The organism is Blastococcus sp. SYSU DS0533, assembly GCF_054050775.1.
The window spans coordinates 1-18209 of sequence record NZ_JBJGZZ010000001.1 but is presented as its reverse complement, the minus strand read 5'-3'; the positions used below and the strand labels follow the sequence as shown (position 1 = coordinate 18209).

The window sequence follows — 18209 nt, the reverse complement described above, 5'->3', positions numbered from 1 at the left end:
TCCATGGGCGCATCGAGCGCCGCACCCCGGGACGAGGGCCAGCCGGTCGCGCGCCGGCTGTCCTGGACGCGTGTCGGCCTGCTGCTGCTGGTCGTCGCCGCGGTCGCCGGCGGGGCGTTCGTCTCGGTGACCGAGGCCGCGGACCGGACGGGCACGACGAGCCAGTCCTGGAGCGTTCCCTACGTCGACGTCACCCTGACCCCGACCTTCCAGTTCCAGGACCCGTCGGCCAACCCCGCGCGCACCGTCGCCCTCGCCTTCGTGGTCGCCGACCCGGAGGACGGCTGCGCGCCCAGCTGGGGCGGCTACTACTCGCTCGAGCAGGCCGGCACCGACCTGGAGCTCGACCGACGGATCGACCAGCTGCGCTCCGCGGGCGGCGACGTCATGGTGAGCTTCGGGGGGCTGGTCAACGACGAGCTCGCCATCACCTGCACGGACACCGGGGAGCTCACCGAGGCCTACCGCGACGTCGTGGAGCGCTACGACCTCTCCGCCGTCGACCTCGACGTGGAGGGCACCGCCGTCGCCGACCTGGCCGCCGCGGGCCGGAGGGCCGCGGCCCTGGCCGCCCTGCAGCGCGAGCGGGCGGCCGACGGGTCCCCGCTGGCGGTGTGGCTCACCGTGCCGGTGGCCCCGACCGGGCTCACCGCTGAGGGCGTGGACCTCGTGCGCGCCACGCTCGCCGGTGGCGTGGAGCTGACGGGCGTCAACGTGATGACCATGGACTACGGCGACGCCAAGCCCGCCGGGCAGTCCATGATCGAGGCGACCGAGCAGGCGCTCCGGGCGACCGCCGGCCAGGTCCGCGCCCTCTACGAGGAGCTCGGCACCACCCTCGGCGACCGGCAGGTCTGGAGCCGGATCGGCGCCACCCCGATGATCGGACAGAACGACGTCGAGGGCGAGGTCTTCACCCTCGACGACGCCGCTGCCCTGACGTCGTTCGCGCGGGCCACCGGGCTGGGGCGGGTCTCGCTGTGGTCGCTGAACCGGGACACCGGGTGCGGCGCGAGCTTCGCCGACGTCGCCGTCCACTCCAACACCTGCAGCGGCGTCGAGCAGGCGCCCCTCGCATTCGTGGACGCGTTCGCCGGCCTCGGCGGGGACGGCCCCGCCGTGCAGATCAGCGACACCGCGGAGGACGCGGGTCGGCAGCCGGTCGTCGACGACCCCGCGACGAGCCCCTACCCGATCTGGCGGGCCGAGGCCCAGTACCCGGCCGGGTACAAGGTCGTGTGGCACGGCAACGTGTACGAGGCCCGCTGGTACGCCGTGGGCGTCGACCCCTCCCTGCCGGTCTCGGCCGGCGTCCCCTCGCCCTGGGCGCTGCTCGGCGCCGTGCAGACCCAGGAGTCCGCGCCCGAGCCGGTGCCGACCGTCACCGACGTGTCGGAGGTCTGGAACCCCGACGCGCTGTACCAGCGGGGTGCCCGGGTGCTGCTGGACGGGTTGCCCTACGAGGCGCGCTGGGCCAACCGGGGAGCCGCGCCCGGCACCCTCTTCCCGATCGGGCCGGACGAGGCCTGGGCCCCGCTGTTCACCATCCCCGGGGAGCCCGCCGGGAGCTGAGCCGACCGGGACGCCGCTGCTGCGCCCGCGTCCGCCCGGGCAGTGCCAGGACGTACCGTCGCAGCCGTGACCTCTCCGCACACCGACCGCTGGATCCGCCTCGACGGCACCACGAACATGCGCGACCTCGGCGGGTTGCCCACCACCGACGGCGGGCGGACGGCGAGCGGCCGCATCCTGCGCAGCGACAACCTGCAGACGCTCAGCGACGCCGACGTCCGGCGCCTGGTCGACGACCTCCGGCTGCGCCAGGTGATCGACCTGCGCACCACCGCGGAGATCCTGCTCGAGGGGCGCGGCCCGCTCCGCGGCGTCCCGGAGGTCGCGCACCGGCACTTCACCCTGCTGCCCGAGCGGGGGCACCACACCGACGTCTTCGCGGTGGAGGAGGCGGACCCGCAGCTGGAGCTCGGGGCCGGGTGGACCGAGTCGCTGCTGCCCCGCCAGGTCGCGGCCCACGACGAGGGCGAGCCACCGGCGGTGCGGTCCTACCTGGGCTACCTCGGTCAGCGCTCGGAGAACGTCGTCGGGGCCCTGCGGGCGCTCACCCGGGCTCCCGAAGGTGCGTCGGTGGTGCACTGCGCCGCCGGGAAGGACCGCACCGGCGTGGTCTGCGCCCTGGCGCTCGCGGTCGCCGGGGTGCCGCACGAGGAGATCGTCGCCGACTACGCGTTGACCGCCGAGATCATCGACGCGCTGGTGGCGAAGCTGGCCGCCTCCCCGACCTACGCCGAGGACATGGTGACCCGCGACGTCGCCAGCCACACGCCCCGGGCCGAGACGATGGACCGGCTGCTGGCGCTGCTCGACGAGCGGTTCGGCGGCCCGGTCGGCTGGCTGGATGCGCACGGCTTCGGCGCCGACGAGCAGGCGGCGCTGCGGGCACGGCTGCGGAGCTGACGGTCAGCGGGCGGCGCGAGCCGAGCCGCCCCGCCGCTGCTTGTCCCGGTACATCGCCGCGTCCGCCTCGCGGAGCAGCGCGTCCGCGTCCCGCGCGCCGTCCTCGCCGAGCACTGCGGCGCCGACGCTGGTGCCCACCCGCACCGGTGTGCCCTCCAGGCGGAACGGCTCGTCGAAGCAGGCGGTGATGCGGCCGGCGAGGGTTCGCGCGTGGTCGGCGCCGGCCAGGCCGGGCAGGACGATGGCGAACTCGTCGCCGCTCAGCCGGCCCACCGTGTCGCCCGGGCGAACCGCCGCGCGCAGCCGTGCCGACACCTGGCGCAGGAGCTCGTCGCCGGCCGCGTGACCGAGCGAGTCGTTGACGGCCTTGAACCCGTCGAGGTCGCAGAACAGCACCCCGGGGCGGGCACCGGGCCCCGCCTCGACGAGCGCGGTCTCCAGCCGCTCCAGGAACAGCGCCCGGTTGGGCAGGCCGGTCAGGGCGTCGTGCGCGGCCTGGTGCCGCACGGTCTCGAGGAGCCGGGCCTTCTGCAGCGCGGTGGCGGCCTGGTCGCCGACGCCCTGCAGCCGCGCCAGGACGTCCCGGCCCAGCTCCCCCGGTGCGGCCCCGGCCTGCCAGCCGACCGTCGCCACCCCGAGGAGCGTCGGGCCGGCGAGCAGGGGCAGGGCGACCACGCGCGCGCTCCCGACGCCCCGGAGCAACGCGCGGAGGGTGGGGCTGCTCGTCGCGTCGGCGAGGACGAGCGGGTTCCGGTCGGTCAGCAACCCCATCAGCTCCGGCGTGTCCTCGGGACGCAGCGTGGTCCGCCGCATCACCGTCGCCTGCTCGTCGGACAGGCCGGCGGTCGCGGCCGCCCGCAGGGCCCCGGCACCGGGGTCCCACAGCAGGAGGCTGGCGCGGGTGCAGCCGACGACGCGCAGGAGCGCCGCCGTGACCAGTTCGGCCACCTCGGCCGGATCGGAGGCACCGGCCAACTCGTGGGCCAGCGCGAGCAGCGCACCGGCCCGGTCGGCCTCCGTGCGGGCGTCCTCCAGGGCGGTGATCAGATCGAGCGCAGCGGCTGCGTGACCGGCGTAGGCGGCGAGCATGGCGTGCTCGTCGGCCATCTCGCCGTCCCCGGACGGGTAGATGGCGGCCAGCTTGCCGTGCCGCCGGCGCGCGGAAGCGACGTCGACCACGACGGCGGTGCGGCCCAGGTCGTCCCCGGACAGGATGCGCTCGGCCAGGTCCGGCAGCCGGGACTCGGGGATCCCGGCGCCGTGGACCAGCGGTGACCCGCCGTCCGGTGCGGCTACGACGAGCAGGTGGGCCGGGGCCAGCACGGCCTCGCCGGCGCGGGCCACGATGCGGTGCAGCACCGTGTCGAGCTCCTCACCGGCGACGAGGTCGGCCGCGGCGGACTGGAGGGTGCGCAGCTGCCCCCGCAGCGCCGTGAGCTCGGCGTCGGCCCCGGCCGCGTCCGGTCGCCGGCGGCGGAGCCGCGAACGCCGCTCCCAGGTGAGGCGGTAGACGCAGGTGCCGGTGTCGTCGACGCAGCACTCGGTGTGCGTCAGGATCCCGGGCGGCAGGCCGAAGATCGCCGGTACCGTCACGGCCAGCCCGCGCGCATAGGCGCAGTCCAGCGGCGAGTGGGTGTAGCCGTCGGCCAGGTGCAGGGCGACGGTCGCCGACGTCGCGGTGGTCTCGAGGATCTCCATGCGGGAGACGGTGGTGAACTTGGCGGCCGCTCGCGGCAGCTGGCGGAACACCTGGCGGGGCGTGCCGAGCGCGCGCAGGACGAGCAGCAGGGAGTGCCCCAGGCCGCTGCGCAGCGCGGCCGCGCCCACGTGGAACATCGTGTCCGGGTCGCCGAGGACCTCGGTCGCCGCCGCGAACAGCCGGATCCGGGTGTCGTAGCTCCACCAGCGCGCCTGGTCCTCGGCCTGGTCGGCGACCGCGCCCAGTCCGGCCCGGTCGAGCACCGCGGCGACGGCGTCCTCCCCGCCGCGGCGGCGCACGTAGGTCAACAGCCCGGCGACGGTGATGCCCGGGGTCTCCCGGGCCTCGGCCGTCGGCAGGGCGGTCGTGCCGCCGCCGCCGGGTGCTCCTGTGCCCACGGATCGGTGATCGGCGGAACTGCGGCGCCGCTTGAGCGGAACCGACCGGTTCGGGTGGGCCGATCGCGGGTCAGGGACTCCCGGGACGCACGCGACCCCGGTCCCACACGGGAACCGGGGTCGGGTTTACGGGCCGCGCAGGGCGCGGCCGGGGCTCAGCGGCCGAGGAGGTAGCTGCCGTTGGCCATCGTCAGCAGCTCGTCCCGCATCGCCGGGCTGCTGGTGCGGGCCAGCGCCTTGTCCAGGGCCCGCCGGGTACGCGCCACCTGCCGACGCCGCCGCCAGCTGGTCGTCACGCTGCTCATCGCTACTGCCTCTTTCGTCGAAGTGTCCTGCCTGCATCCGTAGTAACGCAGGCGTCCCTCACTCTAATCCGACGAAACATCGGCTGGTATGAGGTATCGCCGAAGGTTCATCGCCCGTTGGGGTGAGAGTCGTCACTGGCCAGATGGGTCCGGACACGCCGACGGCGCCCACCCGCACGGGATGGGCGCCGTCGGCGTCCGCATGTCAGCTGGGGCGCTGCACGTCACCGCGCCAGGCACCGGTCTCGGTGCCCCGGCTCTCGATGAACTCCTTGAACTTCCTCGCGTCCGCCTTGACCTGCCGGTCGTCGAAGCCGAGCGCCGCGCCGGCCTTCTCGACCAGGCCCTCGGGTTCCCAGTCGATCTGGATCATCACGCGGGTCTTCGCGTCGTCCAGGCGGTGGAAGGTCACCACACCGGCGTGCTTGGCCTCGCCGCTCGTGCTGGTCCAGGCCACCCGCTCTTCGGGGTGCTGCTCGGTGATCTCGGCGTCGAACTCGCGCTTGACCCCGTCGATGTTGGTGACCCAGTGGGTGTGGGTCTCGTCGATCTGCGTGATCTTCTCGACCCCGCCCATGAACTGCGGGAACGTCTCGAACTGCGTCCACTGGTCGTAGGCGACGCGGATCGGGACATCGACGTCGACGGACTCCTGCACGCTGGCCACGTTCTCAGCTCCTCGTATCGCTGGTTCGGTCCCGCCCCGACTACCCGCCAGGAACCTCGCCGACACGTGGAACCGCCGGTCGGGGGAGCCTCCACGGCCTCATCCCGGTGCGCCCGGCCGCACCAGACCGGTCTCGTAGGCGCGGACGACTGCCTGCACGCGGTCACGGACACCGAGCTTGGCCAGCAGGCGGGTGACGTGCGCCTTCACCGTCGCCTCGGTGACGAACAGGTGGGCGGCGATCTCGGCGTTGGAGCGCCCCTGGGCGACCAGCAGCCAGACCTCGCGCTCGCGCGGGCTGAGGTCGGCGACCGGTTGCGGCGGGACGGCGGGCGTCCGGAGGTGCCGTTCGATCAGCCGCCGGGTGACGGCAGGAGCCAGCAGCGCCTCACCCTCGGCGACCGCGCGCACGGCGTCGACCAGCCGGCCCGGCGGCGCGTCCTTGAGGAGGAAGCCCGCGGCGCCGGCCTCCAGCGCGCGGAAGACGTACTCGTCGAGGTCGAAGGTGGTGAGGACCAGGACCTGCGGGCCCCCCGGCTCCCGGCGGATGCGGCGGGTCGCCTCGATCCCGTCCAGCCGCGGCATCCGCACGTCCATGACGACGACGTCTGGCTCCAGCCGCGCCGCCAGCTCGACCGCCTCCACCCCGTCCGCGGCCTCGCCGGCCACCTCGACGTCCCCTGCTTCGAGCAGCCCCGTGATGCCCGACCGCACCAGGGCGTGGTCGTCGGCGACCACCACGCGCAGCCGCCGGTTCACGGCGCGGTCACCGGGATCACCGCGCGGACCGACCAGCCGCCGTCGGGCTCGGGACCGACGGCGAGCGTCCCGCCGTAGACGCGGACCCGCTCCCGCATACCGGGCAGCCCGTGCCCGCCCGCGCGGAGCCCGGCGGGGGCGAGCTGCGGCCCGACGGCACCGGGCCGCCGTCCGGAGTCGCGGACCGTCACGGTCACCGCGTCCCCCTGCCGGGTGACCGCCACGGCCGTCCGGGCACCGGGGGCGTGACGGAGGACGTTGGTCAGCGACTCCTGGACGATCCGGTACACCGCGAGCGACGGCCCGTCGGGCACCGGCTCGTCGACGGCCACGTCGAGGGCGACGTCGAGGCCTGCGCCGCGGGCCTCGTCCACCAGGTCGGGCAACCGGGCGATGCCGGGCTGCGGCACGTAGACGGCCTCGCCCTCGCGGAGCACGTCGAGCAGGTGCCGCATCTCGGCCATCGCCTCCGTCGCGGTGCGGCGGGCCATGCCGATGTGCTCGCGCGCGCGGTCCGGGTCGCGGCCCACGAAGAGCTCCGCCGCGCCGGTCTGCAGCACCACCACCGACACCGCGTGCGCCACGACGTCATGCAGTTCCCGCGCGATGCGGGCCCGCTCGGCGGCGACCGCGCGACCGGCGGCGTCGGCCGAGCCCTGCTCGGCCCGCACGGCGGCGAGGGCGCGGTGGTGGACGATGCGCCCACCGGTCCAGGCGCCGGCCACGAAGAAGAGCAGGAGGACCACCGACCGCGCCTGGGTGGCCTCGACGCCGAAGTAGCCGAGCTGCCCCGCCGCACCCATCGCGATGACCGGCAGGAGGCCCAGACCGACGGCGGCCGGCAGCGAGGCCACGTGCACCGCGACGGTGAAGGCGGCGAGCAGCAGGCTGGGGAAGGGCGTGAACGTCGCCGCCGCCTCCGCGGTTGCCGCGTGCACGACCAGTGCGGCCGAGACGACGACGGTGACCACCCCGGGGAACCTGCGGCGCACGGCAAGGGGCAGGGTGGCGACCAGCACGAACAGCGTGGCCGGCACCGCGGCCAGCTCCGGGGAGAGCAGGACCTCCAGCAGCCCCCAGACGGCGAGGCCGGCGGCGACGGCGAGGTCCACCCCGCTGCTCCACCGGGGGACCGACGCGGCGGCGACCGCGGGGTGGGCCGCGGAAGCCGGGCCCCGTGCCCCGTCTGCGGTCGTGATCACGGGGCGAACCTACGGGTCACACCCGGCGCACGCGTCCACCTCGAGGCGACACGGGAGTTCGACCAAGGTCGACACCGGGTCGCGACCCCGCCGGGCCGGATGTGGACCCGCGACCGATGCCGGGCGGCACGCCCCGCTCCTAGCTTTCTCGGCGACCGCCTGACCAGGCGCTTCCGACGATCCGAGGAGTTCCCATGACCACCCTCTCCCCCGCCGCCACCACCGGGACCGCACGGCGCACCGACCGCACCGCCGGCGTCGCGACGCTCGTGGCCGCGGGCCTCTCCGTCGCGGTGGGCGTGACCCAGCTGCTCTACCCGCAGGACACCGACCCCGCCATCGACCCCCGGACGGCAGCCCTGCTCGTCGGCACCAGCGTCATGCTCTGGGCCCTGCCGGTCCTGTACCTCCGGCTGGCCGCGCTCGGCGGCTCCCGCCGCGCGGCGCAGACCGCCTCGGCCGGGACGGTGCTCCTGTCGGCCGGCATGCTGTCGAGCGCGATCAACGGGGAGGACCTGTCCTTCTTCCCCGCGGTGGCGCTCGTGGCGAACGCCCTCTGGTTCCTCGGGTCGGTCGGCCTGGCGGTCTCACTCTGGCGCGGCCGGCAGGTGCCCCGACCGGTCGTCGCGCTGCTGCCCCTGGTGACGCCGGTGTTCCTGTTCCTGTCCCAGCTCGGCGGCGGCGTGCCGGCGGGCGCGTACCTGGCCGTCGTCGGCTGGTTGCTGCTCCGCGGGCAGCTGGCGCACCGCGGCTGACCTGCCCGGGCCCCGGCGGTCCCCGCCCCACGGGCGGGGACCGCTAGCGCGCTGCCCCCCGATCGGCCGCGAGACCGAGCGCGAGCCTGCCGGTGGCCACCATGATGACGACGAGCCCGAGCAGGTGCACCGCCCCGGCACCGATGTCCGGCCCGTCCGCCGCCACCAGGTCCACCACCACGAGGACCAGGAGGGCCGCCAGGACCGCACCTCCGACCCGCCGGGGACCGCCGACCGGGCCCTCCTCCGGTGAGGTCAGGAGCAGCACGGCGGCGGCCAGGGCCAGCGCGTACCCGGCGAACTGGGCCAACGAGGGCGCGAGGCCCTGCTCCGGCCCGGACCGGCTCCCGCTCACGACGATGGCGACCCCGCTGCAGAGCGCGAAGAGCAGCAGCAGGACGAGAGCCGTCCGACGTCGGTCCACGGGACCACCCTGCCGAGCCGGCGGTCAGAACGCCAGGGCCGCCCCCGGATCGTGCAGCAGCGCACCCACGTCGGCCAGGAAGCGCGATCCCAGCTCGCCGTCGACGATGCGGTGGTCGAAGGAGAGCGCCAGCTGCGTCACCTGCCGCGGGCGGACCTTCCCCTTGTGCACCCACGGCCTCTCCCGCACGGCGCCGAAGGCCAGGATCGCCGACTCCCCCGGGTTGAGGATCGGCGTCCCGGTGTCGACGCCGAAGACGCCCACGTTCGTGATGGTGAGCGTGCCGCCGGCCATGTCCGCCGGGGCGGTGCGTCCCGCCCGCGCGGTCTCGGTCAGCTCGGCCAGCGCGCCGGCGAGCTCGGCCAGGGAGAGCCGCCCGGCGTCCTTGATGTTGGGGACGACCAGCCCGCGCGGCGTCGCCGCCGCGATGCCGAGGTTGACCTGGCCGTGGACGACGATCTCCTGCGCCGCCTCGTCCCAGGAGCTGTTCACCACCGGGTGCCGTCGGGCCGCCAGCAGCACCGCCTTGGCCACGAACAGCAGGGGGCTGACCTTCACCCCGGCGAGCTCGGGCCGGTCGGCGAGCCGGCTGCGCAGCTTCATCATCCGGGTGACGTCGACGGTCAGGAACTCCGTGACGTGCGGGGCGGTGAAGGCGCTGGCCACCATCGCGGCGGCGGTCGCCTTGCGGACGCCCTTGACCGGGATCCGCTGCTCCCCGGCGGTGCCCGCCGCCGGGGCCCGGGTTCCGGCGCCGTCCGCCCGCGCGGCGGCGGCGGCGTCGACGTCGGCCCGGGTGATGCAGCCGTCGGCGCCGGTCCCCGGGACGGTGGTCAGGTCGACGCCGAGGTCCTTGGCGTACTTGCGCACCGGCGGCTTGGCCAGGGGGCGGGGTGCCCGCCGGCCGGGGGCGGAGCCGCGTGCCGGTGCGGCCTCCTCCCGGCGTGCGGCGGCCTCGGCCTGCCGGCCGACCTCCAGCCCGCCGTGGCGCACCGGCTTGCTGCGCATGTCGGGGGCGGTCGCGAGCAGTGGCGGGCCGTCGTCGGAGGGCAGCGGGGGCCGGTCGGTCCCACCCGAGCCGTAGTCGGCGCCGGGCAGGGCGGTCGCGCGGGCGGCGGCCGCGGCACCCGAGCGGCGCGGCCGGCGGCGGGCCTCGGTGGTGCGCGGCCCGTAGCCCACGAGGACGGCGGTCCGCCCGCCCGGGGCGGCCCCGCCGATCAGCCCCGCGGCCGGCTCCTGGGCGTCCGCGGCAGCCTCGCCGGCGGGCTCCGCTGCCGGGGCGGCGCCACGGGTGTCCCCCTCACCCGCCCCGCCGGTGTCGATGGTGATGATCGGCGCGCCGACGTCGACCGTCGTCCCCGCCTCGTGGAGCAGCTCGACGACGGTGCCCGCCCACGGCGAGGGCAGCTCGACGGCGGCCTTGGCGGTCTCCACCTCGCACAGCGGCTGGTTGACCGTGACGGTGTCGCCGACGGCCACCATCCACTGGAGGATCTCGCCCTCGGTGAGCCCCTCCCCGACGTCGGGCAGCTTGAACTGTCGCTCGGTCACGGCTCAGAACTCCATCGCGCGGTCGACGGCGTCCAGGACCCGGTCGAGGTCGGGGAGGTACTCCTCCTCGAGCTTCGACGGCGGGTAGGGCGTGTCGAAGCCCCCGACCCGCAGCACCGGCGCCTCCAGGGAGTGGAAGCAGGTCTCGGTCACCCGGGCGGCGATCTCCGCGCCCAGCCCGAGGGTCACCGGCGCCTCGTGGACGACGACGCAGCGGCCGGTGCGGCGGACCGACTCGAACACCGGCTCCAGATCCAGCGGGGAGACGGTGCGCAGGTCGACGACCTCGAGCGAGCGCCCCTCCCCGGCGACCGCCTCGGCGGCCTGCAGCGCCGTCTTCACCATGGGGCCGTAGGCCAGCACCGTGACGTCGTCGCCACCGCGGACGACGCGCGAGGCGAACAGCGGGTCGGGGGTGGCGGCGGTGTCGACCTCGGCCTTCTCCCAGTACCGGCGCTTGGGCTCGAGGAAGACGATCGGGTCGGGGTGGGCGATCGCCTGCTGGATGCCCCAGTAGGCGTCGACCGGGTTGCTCACGGCGACCACCTTGAGCCCCGCGGTGTGCGCGAAGTAGGCCTCGGGGCTCTCGCTGTGGTGCTCGACGGCGCCGATCCCGCCGCCGAAGGGGATGCGGATGACGATCGGCATCGGCAGCCGGCCCTTCGAACGGGCGTGCATCTTGGCCACCTGGGTGACGATCTGGTTGCAGGCGGGGAAGACGAACCCGTCGAACTGGATCTCGCAGACCGGCCGGTAGCCGCGCATGGCGAGCCCGACGGCGGTGCCCAGGATCCCCGCCTCGGCCAGAGGGGTGTCGACGACGCGGGCCTCGCCGAAGTCCTTCTGCAGACCGTCGGTGATGCGGAAGACGCCGCCCAGCTTGCCGATGTCCTCCCCCATGAGCACGACCTTGGCGTCGTCCTCCATCGCCTTGCGCAGGCCGAGGTTGAGGGCCTTGCCGATGGTCAGGGTCTCGGTGCTCACTCGCCGGCCTCCTGGAAGCTCGCGCGGTAGGCGACGAACTCGTCGCGCTGGGCGGCCAGCCACGGGGTCTGCTCCGCGTAGACGGTGTCGAACATCGCCGCCGGGTCCGGGTCGGGCATGTCGACGGTCCCGCTGCGGATCCGGCCGGCGAGCTCGTCGGCCTCCCGCTCCACGGAGTCGAAGAACGCCGCATCGGCCTTGTGGTGGCGGGAGAGGTGGGCCTTCAGCCGGGCGATCGGGTCGCGCAGCTTCCACTCCTCCAGCTCGCTGGCCAGCCGGTAGCGGGTGGGGTCGTCGGAGGTGGTGTGCGCCCCCATCCGGTAGGTGAACGCCTCGATGAAGGTCGGCCCCTGGCCCTCGCGCGCGGCCTGCAGCGCCTGCCGGGTCACGGCCAGGACGGCGAGGACGTCGTTGCCGTCGACCCGGACGCCGGGGAACCCGAAGCCGGCCGCCCGCTGGTACAGCGGGACGCGCGACTGCCGCTCCAGCGGGACGCTGATCGCGTACTGGTTGTTCTGGCAGAAGAAGACCACCGGGGCGGAGAAGCTCGCCGCCCAGATCATCGCCTCGTTGACCTCGCCCTGGCTGGTGGCGCCGTCGCCGAGGAACGCCAGCGTCGCGCTCTCGGCACCGTCACGCTGCAGGCCCATGGCGTAGCCGGTGGCGTGCAGGCACTGCGCGCCGATGACGACCGTGTAGAGGTTGAAACCGGTGGCCACCGGGTCCCAGCCGCCGTTGTCCACGCCCCGGAAGAGGCTGATGACGTGCAGCGGGTCGACCCCGCGGGCCCAGGCGACGCCGTGCTCGCGGTAGGTCGGGAACGCCATGTCGGAGGCGGCCATCGCGCGGCCGGCACCGATCTGCGCCGCCTCCTGACCCAGCAGCGAGGCCCAGATGCCGAGTTCGCCCTGACGCTGCAGGGCCGTCGCCTCGACGTCCCACCGCCGGACCAGCACCAGGTCGCGGTAGAGGTCGCGCAGCTGCTCGTCGGAGATCTCCAGCGCGTAGTCGGGGTGCTCGACCCGCTCGCCCTCCGGCGTGAGCAGCTGGACCAGCTGCGACCGCTGCGGCAGGTGGGGGGCGTCGGCCCCCGGGACGGGGTCGACCATCTCCGATGTCTCGGGCAACGCTGTCACCGGTCGCGCTCCTCGCCGTCGGCCACCGCAGCCGGGGTCACCGGCGCCGCGGTGGTGCTGGACGTTCCGGCCGTCGGGTGTGGCGGCCCTCACACATCCTGGCACGGCCGCCCCACCGCTCGCCAGCCCTGCGGTGCGGCGATCTGCGCAGAGCCGCTGTGCGCGACTGCGCAGAAAGGAGCCCACGACCGGCCCGGAGCTGCCAGACTGCGCAGCGTGCCGGAGATCGACGCCACGGACGCGCGCTTGCTGCTGGCCCTCACCGAGGACCCGCGGGCCAGCGTGATGGCGCTGTCGCAGCGGCTGGGCCTCGCCCGCAACACCGTCCAGACCCGGCTCGCCCGGCTGGAGAGCAACGGCGTGCTCGGCCCGCTCGACCAGCGGATCCGGCCGGAGGCCCTGGGCTACCGGCTGACCGCCTACATGTCGGTGCAGGTGGCGCAGCGCGGGCTGGCCGAGGTCAGCGACGCCCTTGCCGGGCTGCCCGAGGTGCTCGAGGTGACCGGCCTGTCGGGCGCCACCGACCTGCTCGTCCACGTGGCGGCCACCGACGCCGACCACCTGTGGCGCACCACCGAGGCGGTCCTGGCCATCCCCGGCGTCCAACGGGTGGACACCGCCCTGGCGATGCGCCGGTTCGTCGAGCGGCGCGTGGGCCCGCTGCTGCACCGCGCCACGGGCGCCTCCTAGCGGCGCCTGCGGATCCGGACGGGCCCCCGGGCGGTCCGGACGTCGACCGCGCGGGCGGCCTCCGACGGGCACATCGAGGCGTCCGGACGACGGCGGGCGAGGAGCTCGCCGATGGCGCCCTCCAGCGCCGCGGCGACGTCGTCCACCCGTCGAGCGTGGCCGTCCGGCACCGGTACCGCCAGCGGTCCGGCGGGGGCCTGCGCCGGACGACGGTGTGCCCCGCGGGCGCACGGGTACGGCACCGGCCATGGCGAAGCGGACTCCCCTCGGACGCACTGGCAAGGGCAGGCGCGGCATCAGCACGCTGGGCTGGGCGCTCAGGGGCGCGGCCGCCGGCGCGGCCGGCACCACCGCGCTGAACGCCGTCACCTACCTGGACATGGTGGTGCGCGGCCGGAGCAGCAGCTCCACGCCCGAGCAGACCGTCGAGAAGCTCGCCGAGGCGGCGCACGTACCCATCCCCGGGGACGAGCAGACCCGGCAGAACCGCGTGCAGGGCCTCGGGCCGATGACGGGCCTGGTGGCCGGCGTCGGGATCGGCGTGGTCGGCGGGCTCGCCCGGGCGGCGGGCCTGGTCTCCGCGAAACCGGTCGGAGCGCTGCTGACCGGGCTGGGTGCGATGGTGGCGGCCAACGGCCCGATGACGGCCCTCGGCGTGACCGACCCCCGCAGCTGGTCGGCGTCGTCGTGGCTCAGCGACATCGTGCCGCACCTGGCCTACGGCGTGGTCGTCAAGAACACGATCGACGCCTTCGACCGGTGAACGGCCCCGTCCTCCTCACGCCTCGCGCGCTCGGCGCGAGCCTCGGGGACGGCACCGTGGGGAAGGCTCTCCGCATGGACGAGATCACCGAGGCGGAGCTGCACGCGCTGCTCGGGGAGCCGGCACGGGCGGCCCTGGCCGAGGAGCGCGCGGCGCTGCACGACCTGGACCGCGCATGGTTGGCGGCTCGCGACGACCAGGGGCGCGGAGCAGGTGGGGGCTAGCGCCAGCCGCCCTGGTCCACGCCACCGGGCACCGGGGCGGCCGGGTCGTAGGGGGTGCGGGTGAACACGAAGGTGTCCAGGTCCAGGTGGTCGGCGGCGATGCGCAACGCCTCCCCGGCGAAGTAGCCGTCCAACCCCCGCCAGGTGCCGTCGTCGGCGCGGGTGAAGCGGCTGGCCCGGCCCGGGCGACCGGGCAGCGGTCCCAGGTGCAGGAGCCCGCCGCTGATCGAGCGCAGCACGTACGGCGCCGGCCCCCAGAACCAGACGCCGAGGCTCTCCAGCGGCAGCGGCGAGGGCGCGGGCACCCACGGCTCGACGATCCGCGGCTCGGCGCTGCGGAGATCGGCCAGCAGCCCGAACACCAGCGGGTCCAGGCCGCTGGTGGTGTTGGCCAGGGACACCGCGCCCGTCCGCTCCTCCCGGTCGACGAAGACGCCCGCCAGGAAGCCGGGCATCGAGCCGCCGTGCCCGACCAGCGTGCGCCCGTCCACCCGCAGCACCTGCAGGCCCAGCCCGTAGGCCGACCAGCCGGGCGCCGACGAGTCCACCCCGGCGGGCACGGTCATCTCCTCCAGCGTCGCCGGGTCGAGCACGTCGGCGGTGTCGCCGAGGAGGAGAGCGGCGAACCGGGCGAGGTCGGCCAGCGTCGCCCACAGCTGCCCGGCGGCGGCCATCACCCCGGCGTGGTGCTCGGGCTCGGGCAGCACGACGTCGGCCCACGGGTGCACCGCCCGGCCCTCGGCGGCCGGCGTGACCGGCCGCGGCGTGGTGCGGGCCATCCCGAGCGGCGCCAGCACCTCGGCGGCGACGACGTCGTCCCACGAGCGGCCGCGCAGCCGGGCGACGAGCTCACCGAGCAGGCCGAAGCCGAGGTTGGAGTAGTGGAACCGCCGCGCGGCGCCGAGGACGACGTCGGCCTCCCCCAGGCCCAGCTCGTCCAGCGAGCCGCCGGGCGTGCGCTCCCACCAGCCGCCCGGGCTCTCCGCGGAGGCGCCCGCGAGGTGGGAGAGGAGCTGGCCGACCGTGCGGTCGCCGAACGGCGTCCCCGGCAGGTGCCGCTCGAGCGGGTCGTCGAGGCGCAGCAGCCCCTCGTCGCGCAGCCGCATGACGACGACCGCCGTCACGGTCTTGCTGATGGACCCCAGCCGGTACTGGACGTCGGTGTGCGGCCCGGGCACCTCCCCGCGGCCCGCCGACCAGGCGAGCCCACCGTCGCGGACGACGCCGGCGACCAGGCCGGGCGCCCGTCCGTCGCGCTGCACCCGCGCCGTGCGGGCCAGCAGGAGGCGGGCGGTGGAGGGCAGCACGGGCTCGGGCATGACGGCGACCGTAGCGACCGGGCCCGCCCGGCGGATCAGGCGGTCAGCGCCTCGCGGGCGGGCAGCGCACCTCTGCGGGTGGCCCACCGCTCGAACCAGACGGTGGCCAGCGGCGGCACCGAGGCGGCCAGCGCGAGCAGCGTCGTGGGCAGCGACCAGCGCAGCACCCGCGCGGCGACCAGAGCCACCAGGACGTACACGAGGAAGACACCGCCGTGGATGGGCCCGAACACCTGGACCCCCACCTCGGAGGTCTGCAGCACCCACTTCACGAACATCCCGGCCAGCAGGCCGACCCAGGTGATCGCCTCGGCGACGGCGACGAGGCGGAAGGCGGTGGTGGCGGTGCGCGGGCTCAACGGGCGTCCTCGGGTCCGGGGGCGGGGTCCGCGGGGTCAACGACCGGGCCACCGGGGGCATCCCCGCCCGGGGGTGTGATGTTCGCGGCAGCCGGCGCGGTGGCAGGGTCGCTCCGTGCGCGGACTGGCCCGGCGGGAGTTCTGCCTGGTGCTGCTGCGCCGGATGGCCGACGTCCGGCCCGACCTGACGGCGGAGGCGCTCCCCCGGCTGGGCGCCACCCGGGCCGAGGCCCACGCCGCGCACACCCGCTGGCAGGCGCTGCAGCACTCCCGGCGGGCTCCACGCGGGCTGGCCCTGCGCACCGCGGTGCTCGGCCCTCCGGAGGAGCTGGAGGACCGGCGCGTCGGCGACCTGGACGTCCAGGTGCGGCGCTGGCCGCTGCCGCTCTGGCCGCACCAGTGGTGGGAGGTCGTCAGCGGGCCCGGCGGCGCGGTGCTGCACGAGCACCTCGCCCGGGCGCCGGGCTCCCCGGTACCCGCGGCCGGCCCGCACCGGCTGCTGGTGTGGGAGCACGTGCTCGACGACGTCGCCGGGCTCCCGGGCGCGCGTGGCGTCGGGACGGGCGTGCCCACCCGCTCGGAGGTGCTGCTGCCGGGCGGGGTCCGGGCGGTGTTCGTCTGGGGCCTGCTCCAGCAGGTCGGCCGGCCGGGCGCGGGGTGAGCCGGGGCGTCAGCCCGCGACCCGCCGGGCCCCGGCGTAGCCGCCCATGGAGTCGACGCTGGCCACCTTGACCACGTCGCCCGACGTCGGCGCGTGCACCATCTGGCCGTTGCCGATGTAGATGCCCACGTGGCTGATCGGGCTGTAGAAGAACACCAGGTCACCGGGGCGCAGCTCGGCGCGGGAGACCGCCCGGCCGACGCCCGCCTGGTTCCGGCTGGCCCGGGGCAGGGAGATGCCCGCCGCGCGGTAGGCGTAGGAGGTGAGCCCGGAGCAGTCGAAGGCGTTGGGCCCGCTGGCCGCCCACACGTAGGGCTTGCCCCGCTGTGCCATGGCGGCGTCCACGGCCTTCTGCGCGGCGGCGCTGTCGGCCACCACCGGAGCGGCGGACGCCGGTGCCTCGCGGTCGTCGCGGCTCGCGCGCTGCGGCTCGCCGCCGCGCTCCTCGGCGTGGTGCGCCTCGGCCACGGCCTGCCGCTCGGCGGCGCTGAGCCGGTCGAACTGGGCACGGAACTCGTCGACCTGCGCCTGCAGCTCGGCCTGCTGCGCGGCGATGGAGTCGTAGGTGGCCCGCGCCTGGGCCGCGGCCTCCTGCGCGGTGGCCTGGGCCTGCGCGGCGGCCACGTTGGCCTCGGCGGCCCGGGCCAGCACCACGCCCTGGTGCCCGGAGATGGTCTCCAGGGTGCTGACGCGGCTGACGAACTCGTCGGCCGACTCGCTGGTCAGCAGGGCCTGGAAGGAGCCCAGCCCCTCACCGGTCCAGGCGCTGCGGGCGATGCCGCGCACCTGCTCCTGCACGCGGGCGAGCTCGGCGGTGGCCCGCTGGAGCTGGGCGGCGGCGGCCTCGGCGGTGGCCTGCTGCGCCGTCAGCGCGTCGCGCGCCTCGTTGTACTGCTCCGTGACGACCTCGAGCTGGTGGCCGCGCTCGGCGACCAGCCGGGCGGCCTCTCCCGACGTGCCGGGCGCGGCCGCCGCGGGAACCGCGGCGAGCAGGATGCCGACGGTGCCGGCCAGGGCGAGCCCCACCCGGCCGGCGGTGCGACGGCGGGCGGGCGTGCGCAGGCGGGTCGCCATGGTGCGGCGGAACTCCGATCTCGTCCACAGCCGCCTCCCGGAGCCGGGCCGGTCGCACGCTCGCACCACGGGACGGAGGGGTCCGTCCCAGATCGGTGCCGCGGTGGTCCCGGCCCGGACCCGCGCCTGTGCGGGTGACCGGCTCGCTCGACGGCGCCCGGCGGAGGTCACTCGGCAGTGACGGAGAGCCCCGACGGACACACCCACCGTAGGCGGCGTGGCGCGGTCGTGACAATGCCCCGAACGACATTCGTGTAGTTCTCCCCGCGCGTCCCGTCACAGCCGTCGCAGCCACCTGCGCGTTCGCCCCGGAGCGGCCGCACGAGGCCCGCGGGGACCGGTTTCGGCACGGCCCGGCGGGACCACTACCGGAGGATGGATCGCCGTGAGCCCCACCCGTGATCCGCGGCGCGTGAGCCGGTCCTCCCGGGTGACCGCCGTGCTGCGCGGCCTGCCCGCGGGGGTGCGGGCCCGCCTCGGGGGACGCGACCTCATGCTGATCGCCGCCGGGCTGACCTTCTACGCGGGCATCGCCGTCGTCCCGCTGCTCGTGCTGTCGTTCGGGCTCACCGCCTGGATCACCTCCCCCGAGCGGGTGCGCGCACTCGGGGAGCGGGTCGGCGACCTGCTGCCCTCCGAGCTCGGCGCGCCGGCGGCGGTCGACCGGCTGGGGGGGGGGGGGGGGGGGGGGGGGGGGGGGGGGGGGGGGGGGGGGGGGGGGGGGGGGGGGGGGGGGGGGGGGGGGGGGGGGGGGGGGGGGGGGGGGG

20 protein-coding genes are annotated in these 18209 nt (G+C 75.8%); 7 read left to right on the top strand and 13 right to left on the bottom strand.

Annotated features, from left to right (window positions below):
- The first annotated feature begins 3 nt into the window (after window positions 1-3).
- The gene (locus ACI79W_RS00100; protein ID WP_456560056.1) at window positions 4-1572 is read left to right on the top strand and encodes a chitinase; all 1569 of its coding nucleotides are present in this window, start codon (window positions 4-6) and stop codon (window positions 1570-1572) included.
- Between the two features lie 66 nt (window positions 1573-1638).
- Complete coding sequence (locus ACI79W_RS00095; protein WP_456560055.1) at window positions 1639-2472, top strand: tyrosine-protein phosphatase; 834 nt, start codon at window positions 1639-1641, stop codon at window positions 2470-2472.
- 3 nt (window positions 2473-2475) lie between these two features.
- Here the strand turns inward: ACI79W_RS00095 and ACI79W_RS00090 are convergent, their stop codons facing one another.
- The 5 genes from ACI79W_RS00090 to ACI79W_RS00070 all read right to left on the bottom strand — a co-directional run bounded on the left by ACI79W_RS00090 (window position 2476) and on the right by ACI79W_RS00070 (window position 7502).
- Entirely contained in the window at window positions 2476-4569 is a 2094-nt protein-coding gene (locus tag ACI79W_RS00090; RefSeq protein WP_456560054.1) for a diguanylate cyclase domain-containing protein, read from the bottom strand.
- Window positions 4570-4724: 155 nt separating this feature from the next.
- Complete coding sequence (locus tag ACI79W_RS00085) at window positions 4725-4874, bottom strand: hypothetical protein (RefSeq protein WP_456560053.1); 150 nt, start codon at window positions 4872-4874, stop codon at window positions 4725-4727.
- A 205-nt stretch (window positions 4875-5079) separates the two neighbouring features.
- Window positions 5080-5541: an SRPBCC family protein gene (locus tag ACI79W_RS00080; RefSeq protein WP_456560052.1), complete on the bottom strand. Its 462-nt coding sequence runs from the start codon at window positions 5539-5541 to the stop codon at window positions 5080-5082.
- Between the two features lie 99 nt (window positions 5542-5640).
- Window positions 5641-6300, bottom strand: coding sequence for a response regulator (locus ACI79W_RS00075; protein ID WP_456560051.1), 660 nt, complete (start codon window positions 6298-6300; stop codon window positions 5641-5643).
- A complete protein-coding gene (locus ACI79W_RS00070; RefSeq protein WP_456560050.1) occupies window positions 6297-7502 on the bottom strand; it encodes a sensor histidine kinase in 1206 nt (401 codons plus the stop codon). Before ACI79W_RS00070 ends, ACI79W_RS00075 begins: the two co-directional genes overlap by 4 nt.
- Before the next feature lie 194 nt (window positions 7503-7696).
- On the opposite strand from ACI79W_RS00070, the gene ACI79W_RS00065 reads away from it, so the two are divergent.
- Window positions 7697-8257 carry a hypothetical protein gene (locus ACI79W_RS00065; RefSeq protein ID WP_456560049.1) on the top strand — a complete coding sequence of 187 codons (561 nt, stop codon included), beginning with the start codon at window positions 7697-7699 and terminating at the stop codon, window positions 8255-8257.
- Window positions 8258-8300: 43 nt separating this feature from the next.
- Here the strand turns inward: ACI79W_RS00065 and ACI79W_RS00060 are convergent, their stop codons facing one another.
- Genes ACI79W_RS00060 through pdhA form a run of 4 tightly spaced genes read right to left on the bottom strand, consistent with a single transcriptional unit; the run spans window position 8301 to window position 12352 of the window.
- The gene (locus ACI79W_RS00060) at window positions 8301-8681 is read right to left on the bottom strand and encodes a hypothetical protein (RefSeq protein WP_456560048.1); all 381 of its coding nucleotides are present in this window, start codon (window positions 8679-8681) and stop codon (window positions 8301-8303) included.
- 24 nt (window positions 8682-8705) lie between these two features.
- Entirely contained in the window at window positions 8706-10232 is a 1527-nt protein-coding gene (locus ACI79W_RS00055) for a dihydrolipoamide acetyltransferase family protein (protein ID WP_456560047.1), read from the bottom strand.
- A 3-nt stretch (window positions 10233-10235) separates the two neighbouring features.
- The gene (locus ACI79W_RS00050; RefSeq protein WP_456560046.1) at window positions 10236-11216 is read right to left on the bottom strand and encodes an alpha-ketoacid dehydrogenase subunit beta; all 981 of its coding nucleotides are present in this window, start codon (window positions 11214-11216) and stop codon (window positions 10236-10238) included.
- Window positions 11213-12352, bottom strand: a complete 1140-nt coding sequence (pdhA, locus tag ACI79W_RS00045) for a pyruvate dehydrogenase (acetyl-transferring) E1 component subunit alpha (RefSeq protein ID WP_456560045.1) — start codon at window positions 12350-12352, stop codon at window positions 11213-11215. The genes ACI79W_RS00050 and pdhA overlap by 4 nt, the downstream gene beginning before the upstream one ends.
- A gap of 216 nt (window positions 12353-12568) precedes the next feature.
- Here pdhA and ACI79W_RS00040 point away from each other — a divergent pair, with 216 nt between their 5' ends.
- On the top strand, window positions 12569-13042 hold the full coding sequence (locus tag ACI79W_RS00040; protein ID WP_456560044.1) for an Lrp/AsnC family transcriptional regulator: 474 nt from the start codon (window positions 12569-12571) through the stop codon (window positions 13040-13042).
- Here the strand turns inward: ACI79W_RS00040 and ACI79W_RS00035 are convergent.
- Entirely contained in the window at window positions 13039-13188 is a 150-nt protein-coding gene (locus ACI79W_RS00035) for a DUF3253 domain-containing protein (RefSeq protein ID WP_456560043.1), read from the bottom strand. The two genes, ACI79W_RS00040 and ACI79W_RS00035, sit on opposite strands and share 4 nt — an antisense overlap.
- A gap of 101 nt (window positions 13189-13289) precedes the next feature.
- Here ACI79W_RS00035 and ACI79W_RS00030 point away from each other — a divergent pair, with 101 nt between their 5' ends.
- Window positions 13290-13805: a hypothetical protein gene (locus tag ACI79W_RS00030; RefSeq protein ID WP_456560042.1), complete on the top strand. Its 516-nt coding sequence runs from the start codon at window positions 13290-13292 to the stop codon at window positions 13803-13805.
- Between the two features lie 74 nt (window positions 13806-13879).
- Complete coding sequence (locus ACI79W_RS00025) at window positions 13880-14029, top strand: hypothetical protein (RefSeq protein WP_456560041.1); 150 nt, start codon at window positions 13880-13882, stop codon at window positions 14027-14029.
- Here the strand turns inward: ACI79W_RS00025 and ACI79W_RS00020 are convergent.
- Together ACI79W_RS00020 and ACI79W_RS00015 are read right to left on the bottom strand one after the other, a co-directional pair.
- Entirely contained in the window at window positions 14026-15348 is a 1323-nt protein-coding gene (locus tag ACI79W_RS00020) for a serine hydrolase domain-containing protein (RefSeq protein WP_456560040.1), read from the bottom strand. The two genes, ACI79W_RS00025 and ACI79W_RS00020, sit on opposite strands and share 4 nt — an antisense overlap.
- Window positions 15349-15383: 35 nt before the next feature.
- Window positions 15384-15707, bottom strand: coding sequence for a DUF3817 domain-containing protein (locus ACI79W_RS00015; protein WP_456560039.1), 324 nt, complete (start codon window positions 15705-15707; stop codon window positions 15384-15386).
- Window positions 15708-15822: 115 nt separating this feature from the next.
- Between ACI79W_RS00015 and ACI79W_RS00010 the strand changes: the two genes are divergently transcribed.
- The gene (locus ACI79W_RS00010) at window positions 15823-16368 is read left to right on the top strand and encodes a hypothetical protein (protein ID WP_456560038.1); all 546 of its coding nucleotides are present in this window, start codon (window positions 15823-15825) and stop codon (window positions 16366-16368) included.
- A 9-nt stretch (window positions 16369-16377) separates the two neighbouring features.
- Here the strand turns inward: ACI79W_RS00010 and ACI79W_RS00005 are convergent, their stop codons facing one another.
- A complete protein-coding gene (locus ACI79W_RS00005; RefSeq protein WP_456560037.1) occupies window positions 16378-17442 on the bottom strand; it encodes a C40 family peptidase in 1065 nt (354 codons plus the stop codon).
- Window positions 17443-18209 lie beyond the last annotated feature (767 nt).